The organism is Bacillus sp. KNSH39 (assembly GCF_052656585.1).
Genome location: NZ_JBQXYO010000001.1, coordinates 2,892,962 through 2,914,109, shown reverse-complemented (window position 1 = coordinate 2,914,109; position 21,148 = coordinate 2,892,962). Strand labels below are relative to the sequence as shown.

At 35.9% G+C, this 21,148-nt stretch carries 22 protein-coding genes and 1 pseudogene; 17 read left to right on the top strand and 6 right to left on the bottom strand.

All coding sequences use genetic code 11. From position 1 onward, the window contains the following. The first annotated feature begins 74 nt into the window (after positions 1-74). Positions 75-389: a thioredoxin gene (gene trxA / locus ACUL40_RS14865; protein WP_001018943.1), complete on the top strand. Its 315-nt coding sequence runs from the start codon at positions 75-77 to the stop codon at positions 387-389. Positions 390-538: 149 nt separating this feature from the next. After that, positions 539-2,323: an excinuclease ABC subunit C gene (gene uvrC / locus ACUL40_RS14860; RefSeq protein ID WP_000544296.1), complete on the top strand. Its 1,785-nt coding sequence runs from the start codon at positions 539-541 to the stop codon at positions 2,321-2,323. A gap of 115 nt (positions 2,324-2,438) precedes the next feature. Here uvrC and ACUL40_RS14855 read toward each other — a convergent pair whose 3' ends face one another. Next, positions 2,439-2,888 (bottom strand): YslB family protein, encoded by a 450-nt coding sequence (locus tag ACUL40_RS14855; RefSeq protein WP_000042226.1) that lies wholly within the window; start codon positions 2,886-2,888, stop codon positions 2,439-2,441. 300 nt (positions 2,889-3,188) lie between these two features. Between ACUL40_RS14855 and sdhC the strand changes: the two genes are divergently transcribed. From sdhC to ACUL40_RS14835, 4 genes are all read left to right on the top strand, one after another. Continuing rightward, positions 3,189-3,815, top strand: a complete 627-nt coding sequence (gene sdhC / locus ACUL40_RS14850; RefSeq protein ID WP_000678354.1) for a succinate dehydrogenase cytochrome B558 — start codon at positions 3,189-3,191, stop codon at positions 3,813-3,815. A gap of 13 nt (positions 3,816-3,828) precedes the next feature. Further along, complete coding sequence (gene sdhA / locus ACUL40_RS14845; RefSeq protein ID WP_000676750.1) at positions 3,829-5,622, top strand: succinate dehydrogenase flavoprotein subunit; 1,794 nt, start codon at positions 3,829-3,831, stop codon at positions 5,620-5,622. Beyond that, positions 5,615-6,376, top strand: coding sequence for a succinate dehydrogenase iron-sulfur subunit (gene sdhB, locus ACUL40_RS14840; RefSeq protein ID WP_001291827.1), 762 nt, complete (start codon positions 5,615-5,617; stop codon positions 6,374-6,376). Before sdhA ends, sdhB begins: the two co-directional genes overlap by 8 nt. A gap of 92 nt (positions 6,377-6,468) precedes the next feature. Further along, complete coding sequence (locus ACUL40_RS14835; RefSeq protein WP_000822735.1) at positions 6,469-6,915, top strand: acyl-CoA thioesterase; 447 nt, start codon at positions 6,469-6,471, stop codon at positions 6,913-6,915. 36 nt (positions 6,916-6,951) lie between these two features. Here the strand turns inward: ACUL40_RS14835 and ACUL40_RS14830 are convergent, their stop codons facing one another. Then, positions 6,952-7,731 carry a M15 family metallopeptidase gene (locus ACUL40_RS14830; RefSeq protein WP_000720201.1) on the bottom strand — a complete coding sequence of 260 codons (780 nt, stop codon included), beginning with the start codon at positions 7,729-7,731 and terminating at the stop codon, positions 6,952-6,954. A 267-nt stretch (positions 7,732-7,998) separates the two neighbouring features. Between ACUL40_RS14830 and motA the strand changes: the two genes are divergently transcribed. Then, positions 7,999-8,793, top strand: a complete 795-nt coding sequence (motA, locus tag ACUL40_RS14825; RefSeq protein WP_000344859.1) for a flagellar motor stator protein MotA — start codon at positions 7,999-8,001, stop codon at positions 8,791-8,793. Then, positions 8,783-9,571, top strand: a complete 789-nt coding sequence (motB, locus tag ACUL40_RS14820; protein ID WP_001256734.1) for a flagellar motor protein MotB — start codon at positions 8,783-8,785, stop codon at positions 9,569-9,571. The genes motA and motB overlap by 11 nt, the downstream gene beginning before the upstream one ends. A gap of 26 nt (positions 9,572-9,597) precedes the next feature. Here motB and ACUL40_RS14815 read toward each other — a convergent pair whose 3' ends face one another. Further along, entirely contained in the window at positions 9,598-10,425 is an 828-nt protein-coding gene (locus ACUL40_RS14815; RefSeq protein ID WP_000782767.1) for a 5'-nucleotidase, lipoprotein e(P4) family, read from the bottom strand. Between the two features lie 342 nt (positions 10,426-10,767). Between ACUL40_RS14815 and ACUL40_RS14810 the strand changes: the two genes are divergently transcribed. The 3 genes from ACUL40_RS14810 to ACUL40_RS14800 all read left to right on the top strand — a co-directional run bounded on the left by ACUL40_RS14810 (position 10,768) and on the right by ACUL40_RS14800 (position 13,431). Next, positions 10,768-11,652: an ABC transporter ATP-binding protein gene (locus ACUL40_RS14810; protein ID WP_000058117.1), complete on the top strand. Its 885-nt coding sequence runs from the start codon at positions 10,768-10,770 to the stop codon at positions 11,650-11,652. 2 nt (positions 11,653-11,654) lie between these two features. Further along, complete coding sequence (locus ACUL40_RS14805; protein ID WP_001224982.1) at positions 11,655-12,881, top strand: ABC transporter permease; 1,227 nt, start codon at positions 11,655-11,657, stop codon at positions 12,879-12,881. A 118-nt stretch (positions 12,882-12,999) separates the two neighbouring features. Continuing rightward, positions 13,000-13,431 (top strand): Rrf2 family transcriptional regulator, encoded by a 432-nt coding sequence (locus tag ACUL40_RS14800; protein ID WP_000512998.1) that lies wholly within the window; start codon positions 13,000-13,002, stop codon positions 13,429-13,431. 60 nt (positions 13,432-13,491) lie between these two features. Here the strand turns inward: ACUL40_RS14800 and ACUL40_RS14795 are convergent, their stop codons facing one another. Continuing rightward, positions 13,492-14,157, bottom strand: coding sequence for an aquaporin (locus ACUL40_RS14795; protein ID WP_000913213.1), 666 nt, complete (start codon positions 14,155-14,157; stop codon positions 13,492-13,494). A gap of 143 nt (positions 14,158-14,300) precedes the next feature. Beyond that, positions 14,301-15,266 carry a DMT family transporter gene (locus ACUL40_RS14790; RefSeq protein WP_001201636.1) on the bottom strand — a complete coding sequence of 322 codons (966 nt, stop codon included), beginning with the start codon at positions 15,264-15,266 and terminating at the stop codon, positions 14,301-14,303. 100 nt (positions 15,267-15,366) lie between these two features. On the opposite strand from ACUL40_RS14790, the gene ACUL40_RS14785 reads away from it, so the two are divergent. Continuing rightward, positions 15,367-15,939, top strand: coding sequence for a helix-turn-helix domain-containing protein (locus ACUL40_RS14785; protein WP_000661920.1), 573 nt, complete (start codon positions 15,367-15,369; stop codon positions 15,937-15,939). Positions 15,940-16,000: 61 nt separating this feature from the next. Here the strand turns inward: ACUL40_RS14785 and ACUL40_RS14780 are convergent, their stop codons facing one another. Further along, complete coding sequence (locus ACUL40_RS14780) at positions 16,001-16,186, bottom strand: PspC domain-containing protein (RefSeq protein WP_000044334.1); 186 nt, start codon at positions 16,184-16,186, stop codon at positions 16,001-16,003. 184 nt (positions 16,187-16,370) lie between these two features. Here ACUL40_RS14780 and ACUL40_RS14775 point away from each other — a divergent pair, with 184 nt between their 5' ends. The 5 genes and pseudogenes from ACUL40_RS14775 to ACUL40_RS14755 all read left to right on the top strand — a co-directional run bounded on the left by ACUL40_RS14775 (position 16,371) and on the right by ACUL40_RS14755 (position 21,119). After that, positions 16,371-17,612: an amidohydrolase family protein gene (locus ACUL40_RS14775; RefSeq protein WP_000219564.1), complete on the top strand. Its 1,242-nt coding sequence runs from the start codon at positions 16,371-16,373 to the stop codon at positions 17,610-17,612. 97 nt (positions 17,613-17,709) lie between these two features. Next, positions 17,710-19,005, top strand: a complete 1,296-nt coding sequence (locus ACUL40_RS14770; RefSeq protein WP_074048037.1) for a purine/pyrimidine permease — start codon at positions 17,710-17,712, stop codon at positions 19,003-19,005. Positions 19,006-19,170: 165 nt separating this feature from the next. After that, positions 19,171-19,393 (top strand): annotated as a pseudogene (gene gerE, locus ACUL40_RS14765) (spore germination transcription factor GerE). A 106-nt stretch (positions 19,394-19,499) separates the two neighbouring features. Then, positions 19,500-20,162, top strand: a complete 663-nt coding sequence (locus ACUL40_RS14760; RefSeq protein WP_445422976.1) for a type 1 glutamine amidotransferase domain-containing protein — start codon at positions 19,500-19,502, stop codon at positions 20,160-20,162. Positions 20,163-20,480: 318 nt separating this feature from the next. Continuing rightward, the gene (locus tag ACUL40_RS14755) at positions 20,481-21,119 is read left to right on the top strand and encodes a TetR/AcrR family transcriptional regulator (RefSeq protein WP_001233006.1); all 639 of its coding nucleotides are present in this window, start codon (positions 20,481-20,483) and stop codon (positions 21,117-21,119) included. Positions 21,120-21,148 lie beyond the last annotated feature (29 nt).

The following is a 21,148-nucleotide window of genomic DNA, read 5'->3' as shown; positions in this document are numbered from 1 at the left end:
CGATACATATTATTCGCCACGTATATAAGTTAATGATATACTCTTGGTAGAATATACTTGAAGGAGGAAATAAAATGGCAATTGTAAACGCAAATGACCAAAGCTTCGCAGCAGAAACTAGCGAAGGTGTTGTATTATTAGATTTCTGGGCACCTTGGTGTGGACCTTGTAAAATGATCGCTCCTGTATTAGAGGAAATTGATGCAGAACTAGGCGAAAAAGTAAAAGTAGTAAAAGTAGACGTTGATGAAAACCAAGAAACTGCTCGTCAATTCGAAGTAATGAGCATTCCAGCTCTTTTCGTATTAAAAGACGGTAAAGTAGTTGATCAAGCGTTAGGTTACAAACCGAAAGAAGCGTTAGTAGAATTAGTTTCTAAACACTTCTAAAATAAAAAAAGCTACCATTTGGTAGCTTTTTTTATTTTCTTTTTTACAGTCTTTCCGTTACAATAAAAGAACGTATGTTGGGTGTTTGGGCATAGTATGTTTTCAAGGGAAAATAAAAATGCTAAGTATGTAGAAATGGAGGGAGACGAGTGCACGAACATTTGAAAGAGAAGTTGGCTATTTTACCAGATCAACCTGGTTGTTATTTGATGAAAGATAAGCAAGGAACGGTTATATATGTCGGAAAGGCAAAAGTGCTTAAAAATCGTGTGCGCTCGTACTTTACTGGTTCACATGATGGGAAAACACTGCGGCTTGTAGGAGAAATTGTTGATTTTGAATATATTGTAACCTCTTCGAATTTAGAAGCACTTATTTTAGAGTTAAATCTAATTAAAAAATATGATCCGAAATATAATATTCAATTAAAAGATGATAAAACATATCCTTTTATTAAAATTACGGCGGAGAAGCAACCGCGCTTACTCATTACTCGAAACGTAAAAAAGGATAAAGGGAAATATTTTGGTCCTTATCCAAATGCACAATCTGCTCATGAAACGAAAAAACTGCTAGATCGTATGTATCCACTTCGGAAATGCACGAATATGCCAGATAAAGTTTGTTTGTATTATCATATGGGTCAATGTTTAGCGCCTTGTGTGAAAGAAGTGACGGAAGAACAAAATAAAGAAATTGTAGATGAAATTATTAAGTTTTTAAATGGTGGACATAAAGAAGTTCGTTCAGAACTAGAAATAAAAATGTATGAGGCCTCAGAGAAACTAGAGTTTGAACGTGCAAAAGAGTTGCGTGATCAAATTGCTCATATTGATGCGATTATGGAAAAACAAAAGATGATTATGAGTGACTTAGTAGATCGTGATGTGTTTGGATATGCAGTGGATAAAGGATGGATGTGTGTTCAAGTTTTCTTCGTTCGAAAAGGAAAGCTAATTGAACGTGATGTTTCTATGTTTCCAATTTACGATGAACCAGAAGAGGGTTTTTTAACGTTTATCGGCCAATTTTATGAAAACAGTAGTCATTTTAAGCCGAAGGAAATTGTCGTTCCAGGAAGTATAGACTCGGAATTAGTAGAGCGCTTTTTAGAAGTGGAAGCGACGCAGCCGAAACGTGGTAAGAAAAAAGACCTTGTAGAATTGGCAAATAAAAATGCGAAGATTGCTCTTGAAGAGAAGTTTTACTTAATTGAACGTGATGAAGAACGAACGATTAAAGCGGTAGATCATTTAGGGAAGCAGCTTGGGATTGAAACGCCGTATCGTATTGAAGCGTTTGATAACTCAAATATTCAAGGAACAAATCCCGTTTCTGCAATGATTGCTTTTATCGATGGGAAACCGGCGAAGAAAGAGTATCGAAAATATAAAATTAAAACGGTTCAAGGGCCAGATGATTATGAGTCTATGAGAGAAGTTGTGAGGCGCCGTTATACAAGGGCGCTTAAAGAAAATTCACCTTTACCTGATTTGATTATTATTGATGGAGGAAAAGGCCATCTAGCGGCTGCAAGTGATATTTTAGAGAATGAGCTCGGATTATATATTCCGATGGCAGGTCTTGTAAAAGATGATAAACATAAAACCTCCCATTTAATTATTGGGGATCCACCGGAACCTGTGATGCTTGAGAGAAATAGCCAAGAATTTTATTTATTGCAGCGTATTCAAGATGAGGTGCATCGATTTGCGATTACATTCCATCGTCAATTACATGGGAAATCTGTCATTCAATCAGCATTGGATGATATTCCAGGAATCGGTGATAAACGGAAAAAGGTATTGTTAAAACATTTTGGTTCATTAAAGAAGATGAAAGAAGCTTCTATAGAGGAATTTGTCGAAGCGGGTATGCCGAAAAATGTCGCGGAGACGATTTATACGTATTTAACAGATAAGAAGACGTTGTAGTTTACAACGTCTTCTGTTTTTTGGTATAATTTCTGAAGATTTAAAATAAACTCATCTGAATGAAAATACAAAAAAGTCAACTAAACTGATATGTCTAGTTGACTGTAGGTAATGCTTACACTTCAATGAGATCTTTTATATCCCATTTTACAAGAAATGTAATAGAGTCAGAACGTTTTTTCTTTTCTTCGTATGACTCTGCAACGACGTTCCGTTGCTTTTGGATTTGTTCAGCGATGAATCCGGCTTCTAGTTGATAAGAAGAATGTCGTTTTTGTTTTTGACGTTCTGCGATGAGTGTGCCTTTAAGTTGGAACTGCATTTCACGACGCTTATGTTCAACAATGCTTAAAGTGCCCCAGCCAGCCTTTTCAAAGAACTGAATGACTTCTTCAATTGTTTCTAGTGGATATTTTCTTGCAAGGTTTCTACCAGACCAGTATAAAATACCATCTAAATCGTTGCCGATTAAATCAGGTAGTAATTCTTCACGTAGCAATTCATAAGCGAAGGCGTTCAATGAAACATCTTCTAAAGATGTTGTATCGATTGTATTTTTACTCACAATATTCCCCTCTTTCTATAGGGATTATTATATAACATTTCACATTTATAAAAACAGATTTTTCTTTAGGAAAATCTGAATATATAAGAAGAAAAAAAGAATTGGCAAATTATATGCAAATTATGTATACGTTTTCTTGACGCTTCGACAAAAATAGGAGTAAAATGAACTTGGTATCAAATTATGCTGAAATATTTCGAATAATTTTTTCAGTTTTTCTTATGCCAATAGTGAAAAAACATTATTGTCATAAACTAATCTGAAAACAGCAGTCAAACATTCAAGGGGGGTAATGGGGACATGAAAGGCCGCGAGTATACGTTTCGTAAGTGGCACTCATTAATGGGGGTCATCCCGGTTGGTGTCTTTTTGACGCAACATTTAATTGTAAACAACTTTGCAACACGAGGAGCAGAGGCTTTTAACAAAGCTGCAGGCTTTATGGAGCTCCTTCCATTCCGGTATGCGCTAGAAATTTTCATCATCTTTTTACCGATACTGTACCATGCTATATATGGCTTATATATTGCATTTACAGCTAAGAACAATGCGGTTTCTTACGGTTATTTCCGTAACTGGATGTTCGTCTTCCAAAGAATTTCAGGTATCGTTACGCTGATCTTCATTTCTTGGCACGTCTGGGAAACTCGTATTCAAGCAATGTTAGGTAAAGAGGTAAACTATGATATGATGGCAGATATTTTAAACAATCCAGCTATGTTTGCATTCTACTTAGTTGGTGTTGTTTCAACAATTTTCCACTTTGCAAATGGACTATGGACATTCTGCATCAGCTGGGGAATTACAGTATCTCCACGTTCACAAAGAATCTCTACTTATGTAACATTAGCTATTTTCTTAGGTTTATCTTATGTAGGTGTGAGTGCATTATTAGCGTTCATCGATCCACAGCTAGCAAACCAGTAAGGAGTGGGAGAGCATGAAAGGGAAACTTATAGTAGTCGGCGGTGGCTTGGCTGGCTTAATGGCAACGATTAAAGCGGCAGAAGCAGGAGTAAATGTTGAACTGTTTTCTTTAGTACCAGTAAAACGTTCACATTCTGTATGTGCTCAGGGCGGAATTAACGGTGCCGTAAATACGAAAGGTGAAGGGGATTCTCCATGGATCCACTTTGACGATACAATTTATGGTGGGGACTTCTTAGCGAACCAACCACCAGTTAAAGCAATGTGTGAAGCAGCACCTGGTATCATTCATTTAATGGACCGTATGGGTGTTATGTTCAACCGTACGGAAGAAGGACTTCTTGATTTCCGTCGATTTGGTGGAACGCAACATCACCGTACAGCATTTGCTGGTGCAACAACTGGACAGCAATTACTTTACGCATTAGATGAGCAAGTACGTCGTCACGAAGTAGCAGGACTTGTAACGAAATATGAAGGTTGGGATTTCTTACGAGCTGTTGTTGATGATGAAGGTGTGTGCCGAGGAATCGTTGCACAAGACTTACAAACTATGGAGATTAGAAGTTTCGGAGCAGATGCCGTGATTATGGCAACAGGGGGCCCTGGTATCATTTTCGGAAAATCAACAAACTCCATTATCAATACAGGTACAGCAGCTTCTGCTGTATATCAACAAGGCGCATATTATGCAAACGGTGAATTCATTCAAATTCACCCAACGGCAATTCCTGGAGACGATAAATTACGTCTTATGAGTGAATCTGCACGTGGTGAAGGTGGACGTGTTTGGACATATAAAGATGGTAAACCATGGTACTTCTTAGAAGAAAAATATCCGGCTTACGGAAACCTTGTACCTCGTGACATCGCAACGCGTGAAATCTTTGATGTTTGCGTAGAGCAAAAACTAGGTATTAACGGTGAAAACATGGTTTACTTAGATCTTTCTCATAAAGATCCAAAAGAACTAGATATTAAACTAGGTGGAATTATTGAAATCTATGAGAAATTTACAGGGGATGATCCTCGTAAACTACCGATGAAAATCTTCCCAGCTGTTCACTATTCAATGGGCGGACTATGGGTTGATTATAAACAGATGACAAACATTCCAGGTTTATTTGCAGCAGGTGAGTGTGATTATTCTATGCACGGTGGTAACCGTCTTGGTGCGAACTCACTATTATCAGCAATTTATGGTGGTATGGTAGCAGGACCAAACGCAATTGAGTATATGAAAGGTCTTTCTAAATCATCTGATGCTGTTTCATCTACTGTATATGAGCAAAATGAATTAATCGAAACAGAGAAATTTAACAATATTTTAACGATGGATGGTAACGAAAATGCGTATGTTCTTCATAAAGAGCTTGGAGAATGGATGACAGATAACGTTACAGTAGTTCGTGAAAATAAAAAATTATTAGAAACAGATGCGAAAATTGAAGAATTAATGGCTCGTTACAAACGTATTAACATTAACGATACAGCAAGATGGAGTAACCAAGGTGCTTCATTTACACGCCAACTTGCAAATATGTTTGAGTTAGCACGTGTTATTACAATTGGCGCATATAACCGTAATGAGAGCCGTGGGGCGCATTACAAACCTGAATTCCCAAATCGTGATGATGCAAACTTCTTAAAAACTACGATGGCAAAATTTGAGGGAGAAGGAAATGCACCAGCATTCCATTACGAGGACGTTGATATTTCGTTAATTAAACCGCGTAAACGTGATTATTCTTCAAAACACGATGTAGCTGCTAAGGGTGAAGAGAAGGGGGATAAACAACATGTCTGAGAAAACAATCCGCCTCATCATTACGAGACAAGACGGGCCAGATGCGCAAGCGTTTGACCAAGAGTTTGAAATTCCATATCGTCCGAATATGAATATTATCTCAGCACTTATGGAAATCCGTCGTAATCCTGTTGATTCAAAAGGGAACCAAACAACTCCGATTGCCTGGGATATGAACTGCTTAGAGGAAGTATGTGGTGCATGTTCGATGGTGATTAACGGAAAACCACGTCAATCATGTACGGCACTTATCGATCAATTAGAGCAACCAATTCGCTTAAAACCGATGAAGACATTCCCGGTTGTACGTGACTTACAAGTTGATCGTAGTCGCATGTTTAATGCTCTAAAACGCGTTAAAGCGTGGATTCCAATTGATGGTACGTATGACCTAGGTCCAGGACCAAGAATGCCTGAGAAAAAGCGTCAATGGGCTTATGAGCTTTCAAAATGTATGACATGTGGTGTTTGCTTAGAATCATGTCCAAACGTAAACAGTAAGTCTGACTTTATTGGACCAGCACCGTTATCACAAGCTCGCTTATTCAACTCACATCCAACGGGTGAAATGCATAAAGCAGATCGCTTACGTGCAATTATGGGAGATGGAGGACTAGCAAACTGTGGTAACTCTCAAAACTGTGTGCAATCATGTCCGAAGGGTATTCCTTTAACAACTTCAATTGCGGCATTAAACCGTGATACAACAATTCAATCGTTCAAAGATTTCTTTGGTAGCGATAATAACTATTAATAAATATTGCCTCTTCATATCGAAGAGGCAATATTTATAACTGTATTTTTCTGTTTATTCTGTTTATTTAAAGGTGAAAAGGAGAGATAACAATGAAGAGGATTTCTTATATTGAAGACTTTGAGCAATGGGAAAGTGGTTTTTCGTTTTACAACCCTGTAAAGGTTCGTTTTGGTGAAGTAGATATGTTTGGACATGTAAATAATGTCGTTGCTTTTACTTATTTTGAAGAAGCTCGTATTGCGTTGTTTAAAGAACTTGGATTTATGCAAGAGTGGACACATGCATCATCAGAAACGATGATCGTTGTTGCGGATTTACAATGTAATTTTATTAAGCAAATATATTTTGATGAACAGCTGAAGGTGTATGTAAAGGCAGGATCGGTCGGGAATTCTTCTTTAGATTTACATTATATGGTGAAGAATGCAGAAGGAGAGATTTGTTTAGTAGGTCGTGGAATGATGGTTCAAGCGTCGAAAAAAACAGGAAGAGGCGAACCATGGCCTGAAGAATGGAAGAAGAAATTACTACAATAATAGAGTGAAAGAAAAATAAGAGAGCAATTTGCTCTCTTATTTTTTGTCTTCCATCGCTTCTTCTAATGTTAAGTGATGTTTATATAGGTATGTAGCGTATGGATTACCAACGTAGCGTAAGTGCCATGGTTCATAGGCATATTCTGTTGTATCTGTTTTATCTTCTAAGTAACGAATGACAAAGCCGAATTCATGAGCATGTTCCGCGACCCATTTTCCTTCTGCTGTCTCTCCGAAGATAGGCTCTAATTGAAATTTAGCTGATTTTGAACTAATATCCATTGCTAAACCCGTTTGGTGTTCACTTGTACCAGGAATTGCGCTTACCGAATTAGCTTCGGCTTTTCCTTGACGTCTAACGTATGTATCATGCAACGATTTTTGGCGTTTGTATGAACGATAACCAGATACAGCTGTAAGATCAAGCCCTTCTTTTTTCGCAGCTTTGAACATGTTTTCAAGTGCCTCGGCAGCATCTTTGCGCAGCAATGTTTTTTCTTTATCTTTTGGACTAATAAATGGTACATTTGGTCTCGTTAAGTCTTCAGGAATGTATCCATCTGGTAGTTTTCGATGTTTATTAATTAAGACAAGATTAGATTTTGGATTTGTTACAACTGAAAAGTCATTGTCTATTTTCTTTGCATTATGATCAGCTTTTGGAAAAGCAGGAATCTCTTCTTTTTTATGGTTATTATGCTTTTGACTTTCGACAGCTTTTGCTTCATTATGTAGTGGTGTTTTAGAACCAAAGTAAGCGAAAGATGTGATCCCGATTACAATAGTAGTGGCAGAAATAATTATTATCTTTTTCATGATGCCTTGTAATCACAGTCCCTTCTTCATAAAATGTGTATTGTTTTTTTTATTATAAATCTAGTTTGTTGGAAAAGGAATATAAGAGTCATAACGTAATAGAAATGCAAAGAAAATGTCAGAAAATGTGTGAATTTGTAGTATTTTTTTATATAATTCATTTCTTATCTTTCATGATTTGCATTTTTTATGTAATATATATACATAAGAAGATGTAGCGATTATCGAGAATAAAGAACTTCTTGTATAGACTAGGAGTGAATGGGAATGGATTTTGCAACAATTATTGGACTTATTTTAGGATTTGTAGCAGTGGTAGTAGGGATGGTCGTCAAGGGCGCTGACGTAACAGCCTTATTAAATCCTGCCGCAGCATTAATTATTTTTATCGGTACATTTGCTGCAGTATGTATTGCATTTCCGATGAATCAACTAAAAAGGGTTCCAAAACTATTTAAAGTTCTTTTTGGTTCAAATAAAAAGGATTTAAGTTATGAACAGTTGCTAGAATTATTTGTTCATTGGACATCTGAAAGTAGAAAATACGGTATTTTGTCTTTAGAGCAACAATTAGACAAAATTCAAGATGAATTTCTTTTGCGCGGTATGAAATTTGTGATTGATGGCGTATCCGCAGAAGATTTAGAGCAGATTTTGGAATCTGAATTAGAAGCAATTGAAGAAAGACATGCAAAGGGAGCTGCTATTTTTTCACAAGCTGGTACGTATGCACCGACATTAGGAGTTTTAGGTGCTGTTATCGGTCTTGTAGCTGCGCTTGGTAACTTAACTGATATTGAAAAGTTAGGTCATGCTATTTCGGGTGCGTTTATTGCAACGATTTTTGGTATTTTTTCAGGTTATGTATTATGGCATCCATTTGCAAATAAGTTAAAGCAAAAATCTTCAGCTGAAATTGAGAAAAAACGTTTAATCATTGATTGTTTATTAATGTTACAAGAAGGTACATATCCGTTTATTATGAAGAACCGCATTTTAGGTGCACTTTCTGCAACTGAGCGTAAAAAGCTAGAAAAAGGGGCAGAAAAAAATGCGGAGTAAGAAAAATAGAAGAGGCAAAAAGAAAAAACATGATGAGCATATCGATGAAACGTGGTTAATCCCATATTCTGATATGTTAACGTTGTTATTTGCATTGTTTATCGTTTTATTCGCAATGAGTAGTATAGATGCTGCGAAGTTTAAACAGATGGCAGTTGCTTTTCGAAGTGAATTAGCTGGGGGAACAGGTAACAAAGAATTTTTAAGTGATCAAAAGCCAAATGATGAAAAAGAATTATCAGCAAGTAGCCTTGAGGCAGAACAAGCAAAAAAACAAGAAGAAGCTAGAGCTAAAGAAAAAAAAGAGATGGATGAATTGAAAGCATTACAAAAAAAGATTGATCAATATATTAATGAAAAACAATTATCTTCTTCTTTTCAAACTAAATTAACTGAAAAGGGATTAATGGTGACAATATTAGAAAATATACTGTTTGATTCGGGGAAAGCAGATGTGAAATTAGAATCTTTAGGGATTGCAAAAGAGATGTCTAGCTTACTTGTTTCAGCGTCACCTCGTGAAATTACAGTATCGGGTCATACGGATAATGTCCCTATTGCCAATGCGCAGTTTGCGTCGAATTGGGAATTAAGTACGCAGCGGGCAGTTAATTTTATGCAAGTATTACTGCAAAATAAAGAATTACAACCAGAAAAATTTAGTGCGATTGGATACGGAGAATACCGTTCAATTGCTCCAAACGATACACAAGAAGGAAAGGCAAAGAATAGACGTGTGGAAGTATTTATCTTGCCTTTAACAGAGAAAGTAAAATAAAAGAGGATGGCGAATGCCATCCTCTTTTATTTTACATCAAATGATTTTAAGTTGTCGCGACGGATTTTATCTTTTTCTGCATCTGATTTTTTGAAATCATAATCATATAAAGCGCCTTCCCAATCGCCATACATTGGATTCGGGAAAATAATGAATTTCTCACCAAATTGTGCTTTTGAATCTGCTACTGTTTGGTTACGATCTTTTACAGATTTTCCATCAAAACCTGTGAAATCAGATAAGTTATCACCGAAGAATAAGACAATATCATGGGTTTGAGAAACGAGTTCACGGCGTTTTTCTTTTCCTTTTTCTTTCGGATCTTGTAGTAATATATGTTCTTTCGTTGCTTGAGGAGCACCTACACGCTCAAGATTTTTAATTGTTGCATCTAGTTGATTCGTTTTACGATTTGAGATGTAGTAAATATCTACACCTTTAGACTCTGTATATTTTAAGAAATCAATTGCGCCTGGAAGGGCTTCAGCCTCAGCTTTGTTAATCCAATCATCCCATTTGTAAGGATAGCCTTTGCCTGTTTTTACGCTCATTGCCTGATGAGGACTGTTATCTAAAACAGTTTCGTCTAAATCAAGCACGATAGCAGGTTTTTTCTCTGTCCCTTTTGCAAGAATTGCATCAAGCTTTAATTGACCAATGTTGTACCCTTGGTAGTAAAGTGCTTTCGTTTCACCGGCTGTTTGATACCATAAATCAGCCATTAATTGTTGTTCTGTTAATTTTACTTTCTCTTCTTTCGCCACTGTTTTCTCTGGTGTTCCTGAACATGCTACAAGTGATGTAGATAGAACCGCTACAGATAATAAAGTGGTAATGCCCCTCTTCATCTTCATATGTATCCTCCTTGATGTTAGAAAATCATTTTATATTATATATTAAAATATAATATTTTTATATGAACATTTGCATATTGTCTTTTGTATATATAGTAGTATGTCCTATATTAGAAAGATGAGCAAAATAATAATAGCTGTTTTGACAAGTTTTATTGTCGTAATGACAATTATAATTGACAAAAAGAACTTTGTTATTTACAATTTTAACTAAATAGAACAAATGATGGATTCATGACGATGTTTACATATAAGAGGATGAAGCGTGGTGCTATATTTTGTCTTGAATAAACATAGTCTTTGAAAGAGAGTACGAATGATACTAAAGGGGAGGCTTTATACTTGAGTTTACAAATTCAAAACTTAACGAAACAATTTGGGGAATCAAAAGCAGTTAACGGTTTGCAAATTTCGTTACCAAAAGGTGAAGTACTAGGGTTACTTGGACGAAATGGTGCAGGGAAAACAACAACAATCAAAATGCTTCTCGGATTATTAACGCCTAATGAAGGTTCGATTACATGGGATGGAAAAGCATTTGGAAATAGTGGTGTAACAATTGGGTATTTACCAGAAGAAAGAGGTTTATATACAAAAAGTAGAGTAATAGATCAGCTGCGATATTTTGGTAGATTAGAAGGAATGTCGAAGAAAGAAGTGGATCACGCTATTGATCACTGGTTAGAGCGTTTAGCGATACCAGAATATAAATTTAAAACGGCTGGAGAGCTTTCAAAAGGGAATCAGCAAAAAATCCAATTAATTGCTGCTCTTCTTCATAATCCGGAACTTCTCATTTTAGATGAACCATTCAGCGGCCTTGATCCAGTTAATGCTGGGATGTTAGCTAGTATTATTGAAGAACAAGTACAGAGCGGAAAGACGATTATTTTATCAAGTCATCGTATGGAACAAGTAGAGGCTTTTTGCCAACATGTATGTATTTTGAAAAAAGGTGAAGCAGTCGTAAAAGGACAGCTAAGTGATATTAAGAAAGAATACGGTTTCCGTAATTTAACGATTGAAGATACAGTAGAGAATGAAAAGGGATTAGAAGCTATACATGTATCGTATGAAAAACAACAAGGCCTTCTTTATGTGAAAGTACAAGACGATGCGGAAGCTCTCAAGATTTTGCAACAGTTGCAAGAGCAAGGTGTTAGCTTACGACAATTCAAAATGTTAGAGCCGACGTTAAACGAAATCTTTGTAGAGAGGGCGAAATAACGATGCGTAAATTTTCTCACGTATTTTCATTTTATTTTAGGGAAGCGTTTTTATCTAAGAAATCATTAATTACGAGTGCGATTTTATTTTTAGTTGTGTTTGGGATTTTTGCATTTAATCATTTTACTTCAGGCGATGATAAAAATAAGGATAAAGATAAAATTGCAGTTGTAGTAGAGAGTTCCACATATAAAGTACAAAAAGATGAGCTAAATAAGCTATTGCCATCAGCAAAAATAACAATTGGTTCAAAGGATGATTTTGATAAACTGCATAAGCAAGTAGAAGAAGGCGATTTAGATGGTCTATTCCATGTGACGGAAAAGGGTGGGGCTCCATCGATTACATATATGTATAATGGATTTCCAAGCCAAGCAACTTCTGCAATTATGGCAGGATATTTAAAGCAACAATATACGATGGTGACGATTGCCAAAAATAATGTTTCACCAGAAATTGCACAGCAATTACAAACAGAAATTCAAGTAAAGCAAGAAGCGATAAAAGATCGTACATCTTCTTTCGGAATTGCCTATTTCTTTACATTTGCTTTATATATGTTTATTGTAGCGTTCGGAAATACAATCGCAATGAATATTGCATCTGAAAAGGCGTCACGTGTAATGGAAGTAATGCTTCCGAAAGTGAAGCCTCTTACGATGATGTATGCGAAAATTTTAGCGGTTGTTTCAACGGCGTTATTGCAACTTGTCGTATTGGCGTGTGGTTATCTTATTCCATATTTGTTAGGTTGGGTCGATTTAGAAAGTGCCTCACTATTTGGTATTCCAATTGACTTTACGAAATTAGATGCAAAAGTTATCAGCATGTTTCTTGTTTATTTCATTACGGGATATTTACTTTATGCGATGATGTATGCTGCTGCTGGAGCTGTCGTATCTAAGACGGAGGATTTACAAGCTGTATCTTTCCCGGTAATGATTTTAATTATGGCTGCATTCTTTATTAGTATTAAATCATTAAGTGATCCGAATAGTACTATCGTTGTTGTAAGTTCTTACGTTCCATTTTTTACACCGATGGTTACCTTCTCACGTATTGTAGCTGGTGAAGCAGGTATGCTAGAAATTACGATAACATTAGCAGTCTTATTGGCGACAATTGCAGTATTAAATGCTGTTACAAGCCGCATTTACGTAAACGGCGTAATGAATTACTCAGATAAAGTGAAATTTAAAGATTTAGCGAAATTTATAAAGCGTCAATAATGAGAGAAAAGCATGATTTCCTATTGAAATCATGCTTTTTCTTTATGTATAAATTAAAAATAGTATATAATAATAAGAGTCGTCTTTTAATAGAATGAATAAAAAGGAGGGTGTGCAGATGGGGATTAGTAGTCGTTTTACAGTAGGTGTTCATATGCTGACATTACTTGCGATAGATCGAAACTCTCGCTGTACCTCTGAATGGATTGCCGGTAGTGTGAATACAAATCCAGTTGTGATTCGTCGCATTACAGGAATGTTGAAGAGAGCAGGACTTGTTGATGTACAAGCTGGTAAAGGTGGTACGACACTTGCTCGAGATTTAGAAGAAATTACATTACTTGATGTATATAAAGCAGTGGAAGTTGTAGAAGAAGGACAACTATTTTCCTTCCATGAAAATCCCAACATTGAATGTCCAGTAGGAGCTAATATTCAATCAGTATTAGAAATTATTTTAATGCAAGCGCAAGAAGCGATGGAAAACGTACTTGCAAATGTAACGGTAGATCAATTAGTTACAAATTTAAAGTCTAAAATGAAAGAATAAAAAAAGCGAGCTTCCTCATAATGAGGGCTCGCATTTTTTTATTCAGAAATATTGAAAATTCTATTTTTCAGTATTTAAAATGAATTTACCTACGATAGCTGCGAAGATACCACCAAGAATTGGTGCTACGATGAATACCCATAGTTGAGAAAGTGCTTCTCCACCAACAAATAAAGCTGGTGCGATACTACGAGCTGGGTTAACAGATGTTCCAGTTAACGGAATTCCTAATAAGTGAATTAAAACTAATGTGAAACCAATTACTAGTCCAGCTAAAGAAGAACTTCCTTTTTTACCTGTTACAGCAACGATAACTAAAATAAATACGAAAGTTAAAATGAACTCAACTAAAAATGCTCCAGATAAACCAAGAGTTCCGAAACCATTTTGTCCTAAATTATCTAAAGGTGTTTTAGCAGATTTTAAAATTGTTACTAACGTTGCAGTTCCTAATAAACCACCTAAAATTTGAGCTAATACATAATAACAAAGTTCCATAGCGTTCATTCGTTTGTTGATGAACATAGCTACTGATACTGCTGGGTTAATGTGACATCCAGAAATTGTTCCGATGCTATATGCCATAGCTACAATAGATAAGCCGAAAGCCATAGCGATTCCTAATGTTCCAATTCCTTCAATTCCGCCGCCAGTGACAGCTACTCCAGTTCCGAATAATACAAGTACAAATGTACCAATAAATTCAGCGATTGCTTTTTTTAACATAATTTACCTCCTATTAATGCGCATGAAACGTATTATAACATAAGTTTTAGCATAAACAGCCAATGAAATACTATTCTGATAAGGCGAAATAGGGGGACAATAAAAAAGAGTATGGTTCATCTCTATAGAACCATACCCTTTTTTTATGCCGATTTTTTCTGTTTAACGACTGGAACAGAACGGTTTAAAATACTATTTGCAACCATTCCTAACATGATAATAATCATTCCGATGAGAGAAAGTCCTCCAGGGAGTGAACCATTTAAGAAAATGATTTCTCCAAGTACGGTAAAGACCATCGTTCCAGCTTGTGTTGCTTCAACAGCTCCAAGTAGAGCGAGGTTATCTTTTGCTAAGTCAGTAGCAAAGAAAAATGTCATCGTTGCAATAACGCCGGAACATAATGCTAACAAAAATCCTTGAAGCATTTGGTTGGATGTTGGAATGCCAGTAGTAGAAAATCCGTATATACCAAGCAAGATTGTTATAGGAAGACTTCCAATTGCCATTCCTAATACACGTTGGAACGTATCAAGGCGTCCACCAACAAGCTCCATCATTTTTCGGTTACCGAACGGATATAAGAAAGCGGCTAATACGACAGGTAAAAAACCTGAAATGAACTGAGTCATTGTAATATGGCCTGCGGCAGTTGCTTGCATACAAATTACACCAAGTAAAATAAATAATGCAACATATAAGCTACGAAGTGGAATTTTTCCGCGTACAAGTTTCGTACCTGATTTTGTTTCTATTTTCACGAAAAATAGTGGTGATAGTAGTAAACCAGCTAAAATCGTAACTTGCCAAGTTCCAGCAACGAGCCAAGCTGGAGAAAAGACAGCTGAGAAACTTAATAAAGAATAAAAACCAATACCGGCAACAGAACCCCATCCGATCCATGCCAATGGATGTTTTTTTAACTCTTCCCATAATCCCCTAAAGTTTTTGCGAAATAAAACGATAAGGAATAAAATAGGAAGAGCAAATAAAAAACGGAAGGAAGCTGTCCAAGCCCAGCTCGTTCCAGATACATTCATTGCTCTATTAATAATAAAGGTTGCAGAAAAAAAGGCCGATGATAAAAGACCTAATAAAATTGCGCGCATGAAGTATAGCACTCCTTTCGAAAATAAATAATTATGTATAGTATGATATACTTTAAATTGTTAAAAGTAAACTATTTTATACTTTGAGGTGGTTTTATATATGAAAGAAAATGAAGATATGCAAACGAAAGAAGTCATTCAACAAGTTGGACAGTTATTGAGACAAATTCGAAATGAACAGAAATTAAGTTTAGAAGAATTAGCCCATAAAACAGGAGTTAGTAAATTAACATTAGGAAAGATAGAAAGAGGGGAAACAAATCCGACACTAGCTGTCATTTGGAAAATAACGAAAGGGTTATCAATTCCTTTATCCAGATTAATGGTTGCTGGAGAACCTGTAGCTGTTGCGCGCTGTGGGGAAGGATTTGCAGTAGATGAAGGACAAGCGTGGCATTTAGAAACGATGTTCCGTTATACGAAAGAAACAGGGATGGAAATGCACCGTGCTTGTTTACGATCAAATAGTATATATGAGCCAGAAGCTCATCATGAAGGTGCGATTGAGCTTGTAACGGTAATGAAAGGGAAAGTGTCTATTCAAGTGGAGAATGATGTATACGAATTAAATGAGTTTGATTCCATTCAATTTGAAGCGAATAAGAAGCATATTTATAAAAATGAAGAAGAAGAAGTGGCGGTATTACATTTAACGATGAAATATTCTTCATGAAAAAATCACCTATAGGATTCTATAGGTGATTTGCTCTTCTTAAGTATGTGAAATGATGCCATTAGTACGAACGTGGCATAAGTAATAAACAAATGAAATAAACTAAAAATCCTGTCCCAAAACATAAAACAGCAATAACCCAAATGATACGAATAAGAGTAGAGCTAATATCAAAATATTCTCCTAAACCACCACATATACCAAATAGCATTTTATCAGTTTCGGATTTACATAACCTTTTTGACATATTCCAATCAACTCCTTTTTATATCAAACTGCATACTTTTATTCTATATGGAAATTTATGAGAAGACTATGGGGTTGTATTACATTTTTTTTGTGAGAAGCGATCGTATTAATTGTCTTAATTTTCAGTGGATATTAAACTTGTAGTTATGAGGTGATTTTTAATAAAGGGTGGGGAAATAGAGATGACAGTATATTGGTTGACTAACGTAATGCTTGAATCAGGATATACATATGAAGAAGAGAGAATTTCACAAACAGAAACAGAATTATGCAGTTTACTTATTGAAGATGGTCGAATTAAAAAAATTATAAAAGGGATTGTTCAAGAGGAAGATATAGTAACTTTTGATGCTAAGAACTTATTAATGTTGCCAGCTTTCAAAGAGATGCACATTCACATTGATAAAACATATTATAGTGGCCCATGGAAAGCTTGTATGCCAGCAGAAAGTATTTTTACACGTTTTAATGAAGAAGAAAAAATTTTACCAAAGCAATTAGCGACTGCTCAAAATAGAGCGGAAAATATGCTAGAGTTACTACTGCAAAATGGTGCAACGAATATTAGAACGCATTGTAATGTTGATCCAATTATTGGGCTTGGTAATTTGGAGGCGACGTTAGCGGCATTAGAAACATATAAAAATCGAGTATCTAGTAGAATTGTTGCGTTTCCGCAACATGGATTATTGCGCAGTAATTCTGTGCAACTCGTGAAAGATGCGATGCGTATGGGTGCCCATCTAGTCGGAGGAGTAGATCCAGCTACAGTGGATAATGACATTGAAAAGTCATTACATACAATTATGGATATCGCAGTCGAATTTAATGCGGATGTTGATATTCATTTGCACGATGCGAATAACCTTGGAACGTTTACGATGAAGAGATTGGCAAGTTTAACAGAAGAAGCAGGATGGCAAGGCCGTGTAACGATTAGTCATGCACTTGGACTTGGTGGTGTTACTGATAAAGAGGCTGAAGAAGTGGCAGAAAGACTCGCAAATGTAAATATTGATATTACTTCAACAGTGCCAATTGGTAAACAAGTAATCCCAATTCCGTTATTAGATAAAAAAGGTGTTAAGGTTTCATTAGGCAATGATAGCATTACAGATCATTGGTCACCGTTTGGAACAGGTGATATGCTTCAAAAGGCGAATCGATTAGCAGAGCGTTTTGGGTGGAGTGACGAAAGGTCTTTAGGAAAAGCACTCCGCTTTATTACAGGAGGAAAAGAAACGTTAAATAAGGAAGGGAAGCGAGTATGGCCGAATGTAGGGGATGAAGCGAGCTTTGTTTTGACGAATGCGACATGCGCTGCTGAAGCAGTAGCGCGTCAAACAGAAAAACGTTTAGTCGTGTATAAAGGAAATATTGTTGTTGGAAGTTTAAATGAGGTGGAATTAAATAATCTTGTGTAGAAGAATCGTTTAAATATTTTGAGGAGGGTTCTAATGGTGAGGATAGAACTCTTCTTTTTTATTCTTACAATATATTTTTATAGGAAAGCTAGAAGGGATGAAAAAATTGGACAATCAACATAACCAAAATCATATTATGGGAACTTTACAATGGTTTATATTTTTATTAGCAAATTCAATCGCACTACCAATTGTCGTTGGCGGATTATTTCATCTTACGACGGAAGAAATATTTTATTTAATGCAGCGTACGTTTTTTGTAGTTGGTATATCTTCTTTTTTACAAGGATGGCTTGGGCATAGACTACCAATTGCGGATGGGCCGGCTGGATCTTGGGTTGGTGTATTTACCGTACTTGCTTATGCAACGGCCGGACAAGATCAATTACATAGTACACTGCAAATTTTAGAATTAGGAATGATAATCTCCGGTATTATTTTAATAGGATTAGGAATAACTGGTTTTATAGGACGTATTTTATTTTTATTTACGCCGCTTGTGACAGGGACGTTTTTACTTTTATTATGTTTACAATTAAGTGGTGTGTTTTTAAAAGGAATGTTAGGAATTACAGCTACTATTTCTCAAATCGACGGATTTACAGCAATGATCGCGTTTAGTATATTTCTGTTCGTTATTATACTATCTAATTTTGGAAAAGGCTTTGTCAAAAGTTATGCAGTTTTAATAGGATTAATTAGTGGGTGGATTATTTTTCTCATTGCAGGAAAAGTGACAATCCCATCTCAAGTAACTCATTTTGTGCAACTTCCACATATATTTGCTTGGGGACTTCCAAAATGGAATACAGGTATGGCTGTATCAAGTTTTGTTATGGTATGTATTTTAGTTTCGAATACGGTGGCAGCTATTATAGCAATTAATCAAGCAACTATTCATAAAGCGACTATTGAACAAAAACAGTTGAAAGATGGAACATGGGTTGGGGGGATTTCGCATATCATCTCTTCTGTATTTTCAACTGTAGGTGTCGTTCCGTTACCAGCAACGGCAGGATTTATACGTTTAACAAAACAAAAATATATCCGATCGTTCTTAATGGCATGTGCGTTACTAGTCGTAATGTCTCTTTTTCCAAGTATTATTCGTTACTTAGCATCTTTACCATCAGCTGTCGCATCGGCTGTTTTAATGGCTTCGTTCGTACAGTTAATTGGAATTGGATTTAATAATATAAAACAAGTGCCGATGAGTGAAAGGAATGTAACGATTTTAGGCGTTGCAGTATTATTTGGCAGCGGCGTTATGTTTTTACCGTCTGGAGCACTCCAATCCTTGCCGTCTGTTATGCAATATATATTCGGTAATGGCTTATTTGTAGGTACGGTTGTAAGTATATTGCTAGAACAAATATGGCGCGTCGGAAAGTAAGTGGATAAAAAGAGTGTACGCACTGTATAAAAGTCTAAAATAACATAGGAAATAAAGCCCATTTTCATTCACCACCTGCACATTTCGTTCATACAATATCTTGACTAAATAAACACCCAACTTACACATACACAGCTCTGGCTTAAGCAAGGAGGGTTATACCAGTTGAAGGAAAAAGCGTATCAATCTAAACCTTTACTCACAAAGAGAGAGAGAAGTATTTGAATTGCTGGTTCAAGATAAAACAACGAAGGAAATTGCAGGTGAACTTTTTATAAGTGAAAAGACAGTTCGCAACCACATCTCAAACGCAATGCAAAAGCTAGGGGTTAAAGGACGTTCACAAGCAGTTGTGGAGCTTCTTCGTATGGGAGAGCTCGAATTATAAGAAAGCAGCCGACTTTTATATAAAAGTCGGCTATTTTTTTGTTTGCTTCACTTGCTATATGAATGATAAAAACGTTTCATACATAAATAGGTAATAAGGAGGGGATATGTTGAAAAGGATACTGTTAGTTTCAACAAGTGCTCATGATATGAATGGACACCCGACTGGTTTGTGGCTTGAAGAGCTCGCAGCTCCTTATCATGTATTAAAAAAGGCTAAGTTTGATGTTGATATTGTGTCAATAAAAGGCGGGAGAGTACCTATAGATAGAGTGTCTATTCCGAATGGTATACCTCGCGAATTCAAGCATGTAGCTTCTTTATTGCAAAATACGAAGCCGATTTCAAATGTTCATTTTTCGGATTATGATGCGGTTTTATTTGGTGGTGGGCACGGGGCGATTGTAGATTTTCCAGGTAATCCATATGTAGCAAATTTGATTGAGAATATGTATAACAATAACCGGATTGTAGCGGCTGTTTGTCACGGAGTAAGCTCTTTAGTCGGTGTGAAAAATAAGGATGGCTCGTTTTTTGTTGCGGGTAAGCGTATAACAGGTTATACAAACGATGAAGAAAGAGCTGTACATTTAGAAAAGCGCGTTCCGTTTTTGCTAGAAAGTAAGTTGAAAGAAGAAGGAGCTTTGTTTTATGTAGCCCCCAATTTTACGCCGCATGTAGTAGTAGATGGTCATTTAATTACAGGACAAAATCCACAGTCTAGCGTGGAAATAGGTAAGGTTATAAAAAGGGCTGTAAATAAATTATAGAAAAAGTACCCGCTACTAACAAAGGTAGTGGGTATTTTTATCCCTCTATTTGCCGGGCAGTAGGACCCCGATTGGTGAGAGCTAATAATCAGTGGGGATGAACGCCCCCCACTGATTAAAGTTTCACTGTATTCTAAAATTCCCGCCTCGAAATTGGTTTGTAACCGTCCAGTTGGTAATAATTGATTACAGTTTTTTATGTATAGTATATGAAAATGTAATAAACTAAAAAGGCATAGTGAGTATAATAACTTCATTTATAATCATTCGTGAATTTGCTATACTATTTTGTATGGACAAAAGGGGAGGCTCTTTTAAATGAGAAAAGTCGCATGTGCAAATACTTATATTAATAAAATAAAGCCCATTATTAGAAAGACAAGTTTTAGCCAATTGAAAATAGATGAAATTGCGAAATATATGGATATTAGTAAAGCTACTTTATATAAACGTTTTTCTTCGAAAGATGAAATTATTGAGGCGGTAGTAGAGGATTTCATGAACTATCTACTCGAAGGTGATGCGGATAATCAAGATGAAAGTATGTCATTTACAGAACGTTTCCAAAAGACGTTTATCCATTCTTTAAAATGTGTGACATATATTTCGGATGTTTTTTTGCAAGATTTGAAAGAAGCATATCCGCATTTGTCGGATCAATTAGTCGCTGCCCAACAAAATCGTAACCATAATTTGCAAATGTTTTTTGAAGCGGGTATGGAACAAGGTTATTTTAATAAAATGAATGCACAATTATTTATGGTACAAGATGATGTGATGTTAAGACGTATTATAGATCATTCTTTTTGTATTCAGTACGATATTACGTTAAAGAAAGCGATACTTGATTTTTATCAATTAAAGAAGTATCAACTTTTTAAACCAGAGTATATAGAAGCAATTGATGATTCTGAAATTGAAAAAGAAGTTATTGCTATTTTGCAAATGATTTCGTAAAAAAGCAGATCTCCCTTAATAGAGGAGAA